At 41.5% G+C, this 12,443-nt stretch carries 15 protein-coding genes; 7 read left to right on the top strand and 8 right to left on the bottom strand.

Annotated features, from left to right (window positions below):
* Positions 1–197: 197 nt before the first annotated feature.
* The gene (locus tag ABIS22_01010) at positions 198–677 is read right to left on the bottom strand and encodes a hypothetical protein (protein MEO7740475.1); all 480 of its coding nucleotides are present in this window, start codon (positions 675–677) and stop codon (positions 198–200) included.
* Between the two features lie 113 nt (positions 678–790).
* Here ABIS22_01010 and ABIS22_01005 point away from each other — a divergent pair, with 113 nt between their 5' ends.
* Positions 791–3,019: an excinuclease ABC subunit UvrA gene (locus tag ABIS22_01005; GenBank protein ID MEO7740474.1), complete on the top strand. Its 2,229-nt coding sequence runs from the start codon at positions 791–793 to the stop codon at positions 3,017–3,019.
* Positions 3,020–3,036: 17 nt separating this feature from the next.
* Here ABIS22_01005 and ABIS22_01000 read toward each other — a convergent pair whose 3' ends face one another.
* Positions 3,037–3,369 (bottom strand): glyoxalase, encoded by a 333-nt coding sequence (locus tag ABIS22_01000; protein ID MEO7740473.1) that lies wholly within the window; start codon positions 3,367–3,369, stop codon positions 3,037–3,039.
* Between the two features lie 78 nt (positions 3,370–3,447).
* Here ABIS22_01000 and ABIS22_00995 point away from each other — a divergent pair, with 78 nt between their 5' ends.
* From ABIS22_00995 to ABIS22_00985, 3 genes are all read left to right on the top strand, one after another.
* A complete protein-coding gene (locus tag ABIS22_00995) occupies positions 3,448–3,705 on the top strand; it encodes a helix-hairpin-helix domain-containing protein (GenBank protein ID MEO7740472.1) in 258 nt (85 codons plus the stop codon).
* Positions 3,706–3,733: 28 nt separating this feature from the next.
* Positions 3,734–4,264 carry a hypothetical protein gene (locus ABIS22_00990; protein ID MEO7740471.1) on the top strand — a complete coding sequence of 177 codons (531 nt, stop codon included), beginning with the start codon at positions 3,734–3,736 and terminating at the stop codon, positions 4,262–4,264.
* 97 nt (positions 4,265–4,361) lie between these two features.
* A complete protein-coding gene (locus tag ABIS22_00985) occupies positions 4,362–4,556 on the top strand; it encodes a hypothetical protein (protein ID MEO7740470.1) in 195 nt (64 codons plus the stop codon).
* A gap of 69 nt (positions 4,557–4,625) precedes the next feature.
* On the opposite strand, the gene ABIS22_00980 is transcribed toward ABIS22_00985, so the two are convergent.
* The 4 genes from ABIS22_00980 to ABIS22_00965 all read right to left on the bottom strand — a co-directional run bounded on the left by ABIS22_00980 (position 4,626) and on the right by ABIS22_00965 (position 8,334).
* Positions 4,626–5,993 carry a ferredoxin reductase family protein gene (locus ABIS22_00980; protein ID MEO7740469.1) on the bottom strand — a complete coding sequence of 456 codons (1,368 nt, stop codon included), beginning with the start codon at positions 5,991–5,993 and terminating at the stop codon, positions 4,626–4,628.
* A 12-nt stretch (positions 5,994–6,005) separates the two neighbouring features.
* Positions 6,006–6,377: a cupredoxin family copper-binding protein gene (locus ABIS22_00975; GenBank protein MEO7740468.1), complete on the bottom strand. Its 372-nt coding sequence runs from the start codon at positions 6,375–6,377 to the stop codon at positions 6,006–6,008.
* Between the two features lie 94 nt (positions 6,378–6,471).
* Positions 6,472–7,161, bottom strand: coding sequence for a hypothetical protein (locus ABIS22_00970; protein MEO7740467.1), 690 nt, complete (start codon positions 7,159–7,161; stop codon positions 6,472–6,474).
* Positions 7,162–7,467: 306 nt separating this feature from the next.
* A complete protein-coding gene (locus ABIS22_00965) occupies positions 7,468–8,334 on the bottom strand; it encodes a hypothetical protein (GenBank protein MEO7740466.1) in 867 nt (288 codons plus the stop codon).
* A 119-nt stretch (positions 8,335–8,453) separates the two neighbouring features.
* On the opposite strand from ABIS22_00965, the gene ABIS22_00960 reads away from it, so the two are divergent.
* From ABIS22_00960 to ABIS22_00950, 3 genes are all read left to right on the top strand, one after another.
* Positions 8,454–9,116, top strand: coding sequence for a hypothetical protein (locus tag ABIS22_00960; protein ID MEO7740465.1), 663 nt, complete (start codon positions 8,454–8,456; stop codon positions 9,114–9,116).
* Positions 9,117–9,257: 141 nt separating this feature from the next.
* Positions 9,258–9,566, top strand: a complete 309-nt coding sequence (locus tag ABIS22_00955; GenBank protein ID MEO7740464.1) for a hypothetical protein — start codon at positions 9,258–9,260, stop codon at positions 9,564–9,566.
* A 131-nt stretch (positions 9,567–9,697) separates the two neighbouring features.
* Positions 9,698–10,087 carry a VOC family protein gene (locus ABIS22_00950; protein ID MEO7740463.1) on the top strand — a complete coding sequence of 130 codons (390 nt, stop codon included), beginning with the start codon at positions 9,698–9,700 and terminating at the stop codon, positions 10,085–10,087.
* A 224-nt stretch (positions 10,088–10,311) separates the two neighbouring features.
* Here the strand turns inward: ABIS22_00950 and rsgA are convergent, their stop codons facing one another.
* Together rsgA and ABIS22_00940 are read right to left on the bottom strand one after the other, a co-directional pair.
* Positions 10,312–11,382 carry a ribosome small subunit-dependent GTPase A gene (rsgA, locus tag ABIS22_00945; protein MEO7740462.1) on the bottom strand — a complete coding sequence of 357 codons (1,071 nt, stop codon included), beginning with the start codon at positions 11,380–11,382 and terminating at the stop codon, positions 10,312–10,314.
* A 1-nt stretch (position 11,383) separates the two neighbouring features.
* Positions 11,384–12,364: a D-alanine--D-alanine ligase gene (locus ABIS22_00940; GenBank protein ID MEO7740461.1), complete on the bottom strand. Its 981-nt coding sequence runs from the start codon at positions 12,362–12,364 to the stop codon at positions 11,384–11,386.
* Between the last annotated feature and the right edge of the window lie 79 nt (positions 12,365–12,443).

The following is a 12,443-nucleotide window of genomic DNA, read 5'->3' as shown; positions in this document are numbered from 1 at the left end:
ACTCGGCTTTGCGTTTCTTACGCTCGAGGCGCATGGGGTCGTGCGCATTGCACTAGTCACACAGGACGGAGTTCTCGATGTTTTTTTGTTCTAGCCCGAAGGCCGACATTTCAACGAACTCGAGTCAGTAACTTGCTGTTCCTAAAAATACTATATCACTTGTTTTTAATTCGTACTAGTAGATTTTATATATACATCTAGCGCTTACGAATACCTGTTAATTCCCAGGCTCTGGCAAGTGCAGCACCAAATAAGAAGATGAACATGCCCATTATAATATTGTTACTAATAATGTAGCCTTCAGGACGAAAGATAATAAATATACCATATAGTAACTCTGCAACATAGAATAATCCACCTACGATAAGAATTGAAACATTGTGACGAAGCTGTGGACCAACTCTAAAGAAATGAATTGTATTTAGTATGCCAACAGCTGCCATTGTTACCATTACGTATCCCAGTGAAGTATTTGGGATGAGTGCAACGAGCGAAATGAAAAATATATTTAGAAGTGCAGTATAAGAACTTTCCGCGAGTATACGTTTGGTAGTTTGGTTAACTATTGAAAGCTTTTCACTAGATTCGAGACTTAGTGCCACAAATAGCAGTCCAATGAAAGATGCCGATGCACCAGTCGTTGCGATAAGAAAATCTTTTAGAACATCTAAAACCATACTTACCATAGTATCAAATATTATGTAGGTTATGGCGGCACATTTTTTTCTCTCAATGTCGTTTATGGGAAATAGCAACGTAATATGATCCTATGTGAAATAATAGGTTTACTATGCAAGAATATATTGAAATTAAGGGTGCTCGTGAGAATAATCTAAAGAACGTATCAATACGTATTCCTAAACGCAAAATTACAGTTTTTACGGGCATATCAGGTTCAGGTAAATCATCTCTCGTATTTGATACGGTCGCAGCCGAAGCCCAGCGTCTCCTTAATGAAAATTTCAGTATGTTTGTCCGTAATTTTTTGCCACATATGACACAGCCACATGTTGATGAAATTAAAAACCTAAGCATGGCTGTTATTGTCGATCAAAAACGACTTGGAGGTGGCTCGCACTCAACCGTAGGAACTGTCACAGATATTGCTACTGCCCTGCGGCTCATGTTTTCACGCGTCGGCGTACCATCTATCGGCTACGCTAACCTTTTTTCGTTTAATGACCCTAACGGTATGTGTCCAGAATGTAATGGTATGGGCCGTAAAATGACAATGGACCGTGAGCTCGTTCTTGATCTTGCTAAATCCATCAATATTGGAGCAATTAGACTTCCCGGCTATGAGCCAGGGAATCTTTGGGGATATAGTGTTCTTGAAGCTGCAAATATTGATATGACCAAGAAACTTGAGAGTTTTACTGAAGATGAGATGCATGAACTTCTCCATGGTCAGCCACGAAAAGTAAAGGTCAATGGTATTAACCTCACGTTCGAGGGTATTGAAAGTGTCTTTATAAAGAAATATATTCTACGCGATCTAAAGACAATGTCAGAACGTACTCAAAAAACATACGCACCATTTATCACAATGGGCGCCTGTACCTTATGTCATGGCGCACGTCTTAGTCAAAAAGCTCTATCTGTTAAGGTCGGTGGTCATACCATTGCAGAGCTATCATCGATGCAAGTTGATGCACTCCTCGAAGTAATCAAATCAATACAAACACCTGAGGCAGCGGCTATTGTCACATCTCTTCATGACCGTATATCTAATCTTGTAGATATTGGCCTTGGCTACCTCAGCCTTGACCGCGTCACGGATACTCTGTCCGGTGGTGAATCTCAGCGTGTCAAAATGGTGAAGCACCTAAACGGTAGTCTTGTCGATGTTATGTATATATTCGATGAACCAAGTGTTGGTCTTCATCCCCGTGATGTCCACCGACTGAACGAGCTACTCCAGAGACTACGCGATAATGGTAATACTGTCATCGTAGTTGAACATGATCCTGATGTTATTATGGGAGCTGATTATATTGTTGATGTTGGTCCAGGGGCTGGAAGTAAGGGTGGTGAAATCGCATTTGAAGGAACATATCAGAACCTACTTAAGACGGATACACTGACTGGTCGTCATTTAAAAGATACATCGCCAATTAAAAATGAGTTCCGAAAAGCAACTGGCATACTTGAAATTCGTGACGCGCATGTTAATAACCTACATCATGTGAATGTTGATATTCCAACCGGGATCTTTACCGTTGTAACTGGCGTCGCTGGCTCTGGCAAAAGTTCACTGATTAACCAAGTATTTCTCCGTCAACACCCAGAGGCGATCATTGTTGACCAGTCGCCTATTGGCACATCAAACAGATCAAACCCTGCGACATATACCGGTATTATGGATGTTATTCGTAAAGCTTTTTCAGTAGCAAATAAAGTTGACATTGCTCTTTTCAGCTTCAACTCTAAGGGTGCCTGTGATAATTGCAAGGGAGCTGGGTTTGTTACTACTGACCTTGCATTTCTTGATGATGCAAAACTGCCCTGCGAAATTTGTGAAGGCAAACGCTTCAAACCTGAAGTTTTAGAGTATACGCTTAGTGGCAAAAACATTTCAGAAGTATTGAATCTCACTGTTGCACAGTCCATAGATTTTTTTGATCTAAAAGAGATAGCCCAAAAACTTGCAGCGTTAAATGATGTGGGACTCGACTACTTAACACTTGGGCAGCCGCTCAGCTCTCTTTCTGGCGGAGAATGCCAACGCCTCAAACTTGCGAGCGAACTTCACAAAAAAGGTAGCATTTATGTTCTCGATGAACCGACGACAGGACTTCACATGTCTGACATATCACGTCTGCACGCAATCATTAATCGTCTTGTGGATGCTAAAAACACCGTCATTACTATTGAGCATAACCTCGAAATTATACGGCAAGCTGATTGGATTATTGATCTAGGACCAGAGGGTGGTAACGCTGGAGGTACTATCATGTTTGAAGGTACTCCAGCGGAACTTGTCAAAAACAAGAAGGCTTTGATAGCAAGCTACCTGTAAACTATAAATACTAATGGTTAATTTGAAGATTGACGAAGACCAAGAACATTTCCATTTCCGTCTTTTACCTTTGCGATAAGCATCCCGCCGCCCACGTCAGTGGCATCCTGATGCATCGTTGCCCCAGCTTCGAGTAATGTTTGCATATACTCTTTAACATTTTGTACTTCGACATAACTGATGATCTCTTGTCCATTTGGATCAAGCCCGATTTCAAGTTCATCAGTTTTATATCCAACATAGTATGGGCCATCTACATATGCCTCAACTCCTAAGAATTTACCATATACCGTTTTAGCTGCTTCTAAATCTTTTACTGGATACACCATGAGTGTTACTTTTTGAGTCATTACTTATCTCCTCATTACATAGTTATGATTTTATTGTACACCTCTACAACTGGCTGCGCGGTTTGATATACTCATGGAATGAATGGTAGTAATCTTTTAAATATCCCTGGTGTTGGTAAATCTATTGCAAAAGATCTTCAGAGTCTAGGATATATGCAGGTCAGTGATCTTGTAGGACAAGATGCAGAGCAAATGTATTCATCACTTATAGATAAAGCAGGAGAACATGTTGATAGATGCATGCTCTATGTATTTCGATGTGCAGTCTATTATGCAGAGACCTCTCACCCAGAAAGTGAGAAACTAAAATGGTGGTACTGGAAAGATCAGAACTAAATAATGCGTACCTTGGTATACTTAACATATGTTTTCAAAGATTCGACCAACAGAACAGGAGGTAGCAAGGCCGCTACCGGGTGATGAAATCGTTGAAAATGCCGATGTGATTATGGACCGAGCATTTACATTAGCTGGTAGCCCAGAAGAAGTCTGGAAGTGGTTTATGCAGCTAGGTAAGAATAGATCAGGCTGGTACTTCCCTCGTTCTGTAGAGTATTTTATACTTCCAAAAAAACGTGCACTACGAACAATCGATCCACGTCTCCAAAATCTACGAGTTGGCACAGTTATAGACGATTGGGGTGGCCGTCATGCGACCTTCGAGGTGGCGGTTCTCGATCCACCTTTTACACTCGTGCATATATCAAAACGTGGGAATACATATTTAAGCTGGGCTATTATTTTAGAGCCTGCTAAAGATGGCTCGACTCGTGTGCAGCTACGACTTCGTATATCACCTGTTCGTCAAAAATGGCTTGTGGTTTCAGTTGGTGGTTTAGCAGATATACTGACGGTTGCGGGGCTTGCTGCAGGATTACGCGAACGATTATCATAGATACGTAGTTAGACATTTATTATCTATGAATCTAGACATCTTTTAAAAGCCTTGATATAATTAACAAGGTAAACAATTAGTACGAAAGGATATCTACATGGGATTAATGGAAGATGCTAAAGCAAAGCTTGATGAAGCGAAAGACACTGCAAAAGACACTGCAGATAAAATTTCTCAAAAGACAGACATTGCGAAGCAACGAGTTGAAGGTGAGATCGACAAAGCCAAAGGTGATAACCTTAAAGGTGAAGCAAAGATCAAAACTTCAGAAGTTCGCGACAAGCTAAGCTAATTTTATTCTTAATAAAAGTAAGCCTCTTTTGAGGCTTACTTTTTAATTTATCAGTTTTTACTAACTGTTCTATTTCTGAAGACTAAAGATTTCATAGTGTAACTGACTCTCATCAAAATTAATTGTCTTGAGACCATCAATAATTGCAGCCATCATGGGAGGGGGGCCACAGAGATAAATATCATAGTTCATGAGATTAGGTACTAATTCTAAAAGCATATTAACGTCAACACGGCCTACCCTACCTGAGCCTTTATACGTCGATGGTACATCAGCAAAGATACGATACGCAGATAGGAATGTCGTTTCGAAGCCCATAATCTCTTTGTCAAAGACAACATCATCTGGCGTACGGTTTGCATAAATAAGTATGCTTGGAGTTCGCTCATTCGAAGACTCTTCTATCATGCTACGAATTGGTGTAATGCCAACTCCACCAGCTATATAGAGTGTTTTAAATGTCTTTGAAACATCTTTTGTAAACCGGCCAAATGGACCAGATATAATAACTCTTTTGCCAGCACGGATATCTTTTAGCGTTTGGGTGTAGTCCCCGACTTCTCGCACCGTTATCCTTAGCTGGTCATCACTAACAATTGCCGACAGTGAGAATGGATGCTCCTGGCGCCAATAGTTCTTATCGAGTATACGGAGAAAAATAAATTGGCCCGCTATGGCATTAAGATGAAGAAGGTTCTTGCCTTTTATATATACTGATACGGTCGTAGGTGTCTCTCTCACGATTCGGTCGATGCGAAAGTCATATCGATACATATTTAAAACTGGCAACCCAAATCGCCAGATGAGTAAATTCACGCCTACAAAGGCATAAAGAACGACCCAGTATGCACGTGCCAGTGCCTGATCTGTAAAGCTACCACCAATCATAACCTGATGGAAAAATGCGACAACGATAGCGATATATACGAGTAGGTGGACATAATACCAGCTCTCAAATTTTAGCTTAGTGCGAACAATATAGATTGATGTTCCAGCGACAATAATAAATAAAATCTCAGCTATAGACGCAAGCCACACGTCTGGATAGTTTAGTACAAGATCTATGTACTGTTTAACGACATTTGAGTCACTTGCAAGCGCGTAGCCAATTGTAATGAATATTGGATGAAGAATGATAAGTATAAATGCGTAGTTACCATTTTTACGGTGATAGCTCGCGAGATGATCGAGCCCGAATGGCCGCTCAAGCCACGGAACTCGCCCCATGAGGAGAAACTGTGTCAGAGCGAAGAATACTGCAAGGAGACCAAAGAGACGCCCGGCGGCAGTAAGGATACCTGAACTACCGCCGTTTATCAATATATCGATTGAAGTGTACTGCCATATGAATAATATGACAATAAAGTTAATGACCCAAAAACCAATTATTATGGCCTGCGCACGCGTTATCTTATCCACAAATAACTTGGTTTTCATAGATCAATATACCTAGTTTACGACTTCTACTGTACCGTGCATGCTTGGATGCGGCGTACAGTGATATGTAAATGTTCCTGCTTTTGTAAATGTATAGCTGTATGTGTCGTTTTGATTTATACTATCACTTTTGAAAGTATCAGCTGATGAATCATCAGAAGTGACAGTGTGAGCTACGGCGTCTTTATTTGTCCATGTAACCTTCGTACCAACTTTTACTTTTATTGGTGTTGGGTTAAACGCGTAACTTTTTATTTCAACGGTATTCGATGTCGATACTGCTTGGTTAGAACTTGAAGTATTTCCTTTTGACATAATAACCACAAAAGCGACAACCGCGATGATGGCTACAATGATTATGCCAATTATTGTATTCTTTTTCATAAGATGTCTTCTTTCTAGAATAAGGCAGGTATCACTGACGTGACGACCTGCCTTACTGACTACTTGCACTCTCTATTTCAAAGAGTTGATTTAATTATCCCTGGAACTTGTCAGGATATTGTTGAACGATTCCGTTAGCAAGTGTGCTAAAGAGTCCTTCGATGTGCTTGTTAGCCATATCTAGCTGCATAGCTTCGTTAGCGTAGTCACCAGCAACTCGGTAGTCAATCATTTTAGCAGTCATGCTAACGTGGTCTCGTAGAGCTGATTCTAGTGTTGCTTCTGGAAGATTTGGGTTTGCTTTTGCAAGGTACTGAGCAAGTGGTTTTGTGTAACTTGCATCGATGTCAGCAAGTGCTGCAGATTTACCTGCTTCGTCGCCCTTGCTACCAGCAACTGCGTACTTAACAAAATCATCAAGGTGAATTTTCCATACTGTGTTGAATGTTGTCTCAGCATCTTTGCCGTATACACTACCAACAGCAGCACCAATTGTTGTACCGTTATCGTAAAGAGCTTTTCCGGATGCATCTGCGCCCTTGCTTGCACTAAGTGCCTGATCCACAGCTTTGTCTGTGTAGATCATGTGTGAAACACCAAGAGTTACTAGATCTGCACGGAGATCAGCAGCTTTTGTGCTAGATGTTGCTGTTTTTGACATTGATGAATTTGAAGAGCTTGAATCTGAGTGCATATTACCAATTGCATACCCACCAAGTCCTCCAACTACTAGTCCACCGACTACGATTGCAGCAGTAAGACCCATTTTATTTTTAGATTCCATTATAGAATCCTCCTTCAAATATATTATTGTTTAGAACTATGTTAAGCAATTTGTAAGTATTGCAAATTTATTTTTTACATTACTTCACTAACTTAACTAGTCTTATCATAATCCACTGAATCACAACTTGTCAATTATAAATTTCGAAGATTGTTCTAAACCTGAGACCCACGTATCCACTACTCCCTAGTGAAGTATATGTTGAATTTCTGTTAGTCTCTAAGCAGACAGATTTTCAAGAATTATCATGTTACTAGCCCCCTAAACATCACATTCATTTTTTTTAGATAAAGATATATAAAAATACTAATGTTCATCAAAATAATCAAAAATTTCTTGAAGAATTTGATCAACTTCACCATCAGTCCAACCGATACGTCTAGCGGTCTTAACTGCACAATCGTACTGCTGTGCGATATTATTAGGTTCGTTAGTATCCAACAGATCCATAACGGTACAATATGTTATGCACTCAATGAGCATTTCAAGATCATCATGAAAACATATCTGCCTCATCTCTATAATTTTCTGAAGCGCTACTCTTACTTCTATACTAAGGACAGTCTTCACCTGTATCCTATCTAGAATCATTTGTGTTTGTTCACGCTTTTTATCTATAAAAGTAAATGAACTTGGATCATCAAAACTAAGTGACGGTCCAGGTAGAAGTTGTTCCGTAACTACAATCATCTGCTGCTGTTTTTCGCTTCCAACTGTTTGGTCGAGATAGATTTGGCATTGTATATCCATCTTTGTTGTATCTTCTATGTCAGGTGGACGTGTATTATGACAAGTTGCTAAGGCAATTTTCTGGATTAAGCTGAGCTCGCTGTACATAGCTTCGAGAGCAGCGTACCTATCATCTACGTTCTTATCTCCATGGGATTGTCCTACGCAGTTCTCTGCTTCAAGGTCTAATAGAATAAATAGCTCTCCAATTACAGCACCTGGCTTTAATCTCAGTAATAGAGCTTCAATACGGCTTATATCAAAACCCGTGGCATGAAGACTAGCAAGGATGATGGCCTCCGCTTGGTGTATCTGCTCGAGTAACAACCTGTGCTCTGGTGATACATCGGTCTGTGACGCAAGTAATGACTCCATGTCACCAACTGGTGAGTATGGCTGGCGGTCTGATGGAGGTAATCCATCCATGAAGCCTGGGCTTGTCATGCAATACTTATATCACGTTATTTATCGAATATCAATTGACATAAGTATAATAAAGATGTATAATAATCAATTAGATCTTACACTCCGTGTAGGACGCTATTTGAAATAGAGGTGAATGCATGTACGCACGGCAGACCTACTTCCTCGTCATTCTCATGATGTACGGAGTATTCATGTTTCTTGCCCTGGTACACAGTGCAAGACGGGGAGACATCGCACCATCCGTGCTGATCATCTGGTTAGCATCTCCCGTTCTTCTGGCAGCCGTGAGGCTCTCATTGGAACGAGAGTTCGACGCGAAGCTCATCAGCCCGAAGACACAGGCATGGTCGTTTCTCTTCGGAGATACGATTTCGCTACCGATCGTGGCTGGAGCGCTTGCTCTGGGCTGGAGGTCGATGCCGATCGCCAGTCGCTGGTACAGTCCGATCTGGACTATCGTGTCAGCCGCACTCGGTATCTGCGCTGGCCTCGCGTTCCATCTCATGGCAGTTGGAGAGACGCGTGCCGCTAATGCTGCCCTGTCGATCAATGCTCCGACCAAGCTGGCCCACGATTTTGTGGCCTATCCTGTCATCTTTGGCGGGCTGGCCTGCATTGGGGTACCCGTTGTTGCCTGCGCCATCAGCCAAGGCTTATGGCCATGGCATCTGATTCTCGCAATTGCGGGAGTGTTGAGCTGGGTGGGCCTGGTCGTCCACGATGTACAGGGCCTTGACCCAAAGGAGCTTCACCCTCAGTGGAGCACCTCTCAGTTCCGTGTCATTCCCTACGACAAGTAGTCTGCGCCACCCAAGTACCTTCCGCAGACCAGCGGATTGGGAACGGGTGGCGTTTTCAATATTCGAAGTACCTATCTTATTTGTATTTTATGCTATAATATACTTTGTACAAATCGTACAGTTCAAGGACAGGGGTAAGAGATGGACACAAGCATCAATCTCAACACAACTGTGAGGGTTCAACTCACAGAAGCTGGAGAGCGTGTGCTTCTGGAGTACTACGATACTCTGGTGGAAAAACATCAAGAATATCAAGTTCCAACCTCATTTGAGTACTCGATTGCGAGGCTCCTCAGCTACTCCCTCGATAATGAGACGCTCAACACGAGGAAATTTCAGCTCTGGGATTTGCTTCAGATTTTCGGTCCTCATACGGGCTACAACCAGGAGCAGATGTTCGAAGGCAATGTGATATTCGTCTTCATCCCTCCGACGGAGTCGCCCGACTGAAACACAACTCCACGCTATCCGCGAAAAGCCACCATGAAAGGCTACGCGTCGATGACGTGGAGCTTTTCATATATCAACATAGCACTTTTTTAAGAGCGTATAATAGTAAGGACAACACAAGAAGGAGTACTATGGTTAAAGCAATTACATCCTTTAGCGGAATTTCAGTGACAGATAGCATCAAAGCAAAAGAATTTTATGTGGGTACTCTAGGACTCAAACTTGAAAATGAAGAGATGGGCTTACATATTTTACTTCCAGGTGGTGGTCGGTTATTCCTTTATGAAAAATATGATCATCAACCAGCAACTTTTACGATACTCAATTTAGTCGTTAGCAATATAGACGAAGCTGTTGATGATCTTGTATCACGTGGCATCAAATTTGAACGCTATGATAACATGCCCTCCGCTCAGGATGATAAGGGTGTACTCCGAGGCCTCAGCGTTAACCAAGGGCCTGATATTGCATGGTTCAAAGACCCTTCAGGTAATATACTTTCACTTCTTCAAGAAAAATAAATAAAGCCACTACCGTGACTTTATTTATTTTTTAGCATGTCCACTTGGACTATTTGTTTTGCTGTGCTTTGAGTTTTTTCTTCAAAATACGCTTACGAGATGCGCCGTGCCAATTCTTGTGTTTAGCCATATTATATAATCCAATCTTTAATACTTGTCTCCATCATACCACGTTAGTAGGGTTTAACCTCCGAAACTAGTTGTAGATTCGTGTCTTTTTTTATTTAATTAATGTCTTGTTTCTCATCATTGATGAGATCGCGCACTTGGCGTTCAACTTTCTTTTTAGATTTTTTGTTAAGCCATTTCGAACGTTCATTGCTCTTTGTCTTCAGTGTAGCAAGCTCACGTTTCATTTTATTGTAGCTTGCAAAATGGGCGCTAGTCAGCTCGCCATCATGTATTGCCGCCTGAACCGCGCATCCTTTTTCACTCCCATGCTGACAAGTTGTATATAGACATTCAGAGATAAGACTCGCAACATCGTCAAAGTTTTCGTCCAAGTCTTCTTCGGTTCCCCATAGCTGTAGTTCCCGAATACCAGGAGTATCGATCAAAAGCCCACCATTTGGTAATATAAATATTTCACGGTGAATAGTCGTGTGCTTTCCCGTTGAGTCTGAGCTTCGTACCTCCTGAGTTTGTTGAGCGTCACGCCCGAGCAGATTATTTGTAAGTGTTGATTTACCAACACCAGATGATCCGAGGAGAATTGCCGTTTTAGCAGGTGTAATATAGCCACGTATTTCTTTCATACCTTCTCCAGTGAGACTACTACTTGTAATAATTGGAAGCTCAAAAGTTTTTAACTGTGATATGTATGCAGCGCTATCATTTGTTTTATCTGCTTTCGTGAGAACAATGATTGGTTGAATATTATTAATCGACAATTGATATAAGAACCGTTTAAGACGCTCGACACTAAAGTCACCATTCATAGAAATGAGGACAAATGCGATGTCAATATTTGCTGCAATAACCTGTTTCACTGTTTGGTTACCAGCTATTTTACGAGCAATTTCACTGTGTCTGGGAACGACATCAATAATAACAGCGTGCCCGCTGTCTGCAATAGTTACGGCTACCCAGTCCCCAACCTTTGGAACGTGCTCTCGGTTTGAATAGTGAGCCATCCTACCAGATAGTTCTGCAGTTATAATCGTTGGCGTCGCTAGCTTTAAAGACGTACCAAAATCCGCAATCACGCGTGCTGGTACAGCATCCTTCACTGCAAGCTTCTCCCATTCGTCTGTAAAATACTCATTCCAGCCAAATGTTGAAAGCGATTGATCCATGTTAGCTCCTTAGCATACCCGCGTGGGCAATAGAAAGAATCATTGGTTTATATTCGATACCACCATTTAATATACACGCTTTAGGGAATGATCCATAGCCGCTTATGAGGCTAGGAATAAGATTTGCCTCTAGAAAGTGAGGGACTCCATCTTCGTCGAGTCGAATATCAATCCTGCCATAATCACGTGCGCCGAGTGCATTAAAGACACCGATTGCAAGGTCGTTGATCCTTGCTCTTAACGGCGCATCTAAGACGGCTATTACCTGTTCTTCGTTTGAGGATTTTACAAAGTTACTTAGCATACGAATTCCACGGGAATCAGGTTTTGCAATGAGCTCAATAGGCATTGCCGTCAGTGCTTTAGTCTCGTCACGAAGTATAGCAACGCTAAATTCACGTCCTGGAAGGAATTCTTCGATAAGTGAATCGGCAAAAAGTAAGTTTGCAATTGAATTAACTTTAGAGTGAAGTTCTTCATTGTTATGAACGACCGAATTACGATCAATACCCTGTCCACCACCGCGGTTTGTTGGTTTGACGAATAGTGGAAATTTCAAATCAGTATCGACATCAAACGTGTCACCAAGCTGTATGACATGAAAAGGAGACGTCTTAAAACCAGCGTTATGAACCTGTTGTTTTGCAAGTTGCTTGTTCGCCTCAAGAGCATGTGAAAATTGATTTGATCCTGTATAGGCAATTCCTTTGTTATCCAAATACTCTGATACCCAAATCTTTGTGCTATCTTCCCGACCACTGTACTTTGCATCAAAAATATATTTAAGGCCTAGGAAAACAAGATCGGGCCGACGGGCCGCGATACCTTCAAGATCTGCGATGTTGTTCACGATAGTAATCGTAACTTGTGAATACTTATCAGCAAGGACAGCCTGAATTGCTTCGGCTGAATCCTGACCCATAGAGCTCAGACGGCCCGTTGATGATCTGACGATTTCGATCGTCTTTTGTATTTTTTGCATATTCCACCACTTTTCGTATTAGTTTACCTTACAAGTACACCGTGACACGGCATGAACAACAATGCGTTCGACTCATAAT

The sequence above is a fragment of the Candidatus Saccharimonadales bacterium genome (assembly GCA_039928925.1).
Classification (GTDB): domain Bacteria; phylum Patescibacteriota; class Saccharimonadia; order Saccharimonadales; family Saccharimonadaceae; genus UBA6022.
Note: the sequence above shows the minus strand (reverse complement) of the source record. Positions and strands in the feature narration are given on the sequence as shown.

Coding starts and splice junctions, on each gene's coding strand:
- ABIS22_00970 (MEO7740467.1), bottom strand. CDS start 7,161: ATGGAATCTAAAAATAAAATGGGTCTTACTGCTGCAATCGTAGTCGGT.
- ABIS22_00965 (MEO7740466.1), bottom strand. CDS start 8,334: ATGACAAGCCCAGGCTTCATGGATGGATTACCTCCATCAGACCGCCAG.
- rsgA (MEO7740462.1), bottom strand. CDS start 11,382: ATGGATCAATCGCTTTCAACATTTGGCTGGAATGAGTATTTTACAGAC.
- ABIS22_00955 (MEO7740464.1), top strand. CDS start 9,258: ATGGACACAAGCATCAATCTCAACACAACTGTGAGGGTTCAACTCACA.
- ABIS22_00980 (MEO7740469.1), bottom strand. CDS start 5,993: ATGAAAACCAAGTTATTTGTGGATAAGATAACGCGTGCGCAGGCCATA.
- ABIS22_00990 (MEO7740471.1), top strand. CDS start 3,734: ATGTTTTCAAAGATTCGACCAACAGAACAGGAGGTAGCAAGGCCGCTA.
- ABIS22_00960 (MEO7740465.1), top strand. CDS start 8,454: ATGTACGCACGGCAGACCTACTTCCTCGTCATTCTCATGATGTACGGA.
- ABIS22_01005 (MEO7740474.1), top strand. CDS start 791: ATGCAAGAATATATTGAAATTAAGGGTGCTCGTGAGAATAATCTAAAG.
- ABIS22_01000 (MEO7740473.1), bottom strand. CDS start 3,369: ATGACTCAAAAAGTAACACTCATGGTGTATCCAGTAAAAGATTTAGAA.
- ABIS22_00995 (MEO7740472.1), top strand. CDS start 3,448: ATGAATGGTAGTAATCTTTTAAATATCCCTGGTGTTGGTAAATCTATT.
- ABIS22_00985 (MEO7740470.1), top strand. CDS start 4,362: ATGGGATTAATGGAAGATGCTAAAGCAAAGCTTGATGAAGCGAAAGAC.
- ABIS22_00975 (MEO7740468.1), bottom strand. CDS start 6,377: ATGAAAAAGAATACAATAATTGGCATAATCATTGTAGCCATCATCGCG.
- ABIS22_00940 (MEO7740461.1), bottom strand. CDS start 12,364: ATGCAAAAAATACAAAAGACGATCGAAATCGTCAGATCATCAACGGGC.
- ABIS22_00950 (MEO7740463.1), top strand. CDS start 9,698: ATGGTTAAAGCAATTACATCCTTTAGCGGAATTTCAGTGACAGATAGC.
- ABIS22_01010 (MEO7740475.1), bottom strand. CDS start 677: ATGGTTTTAGATGTTCTAAAAGATTTTCTTATCGCAACGACTGGTGCA.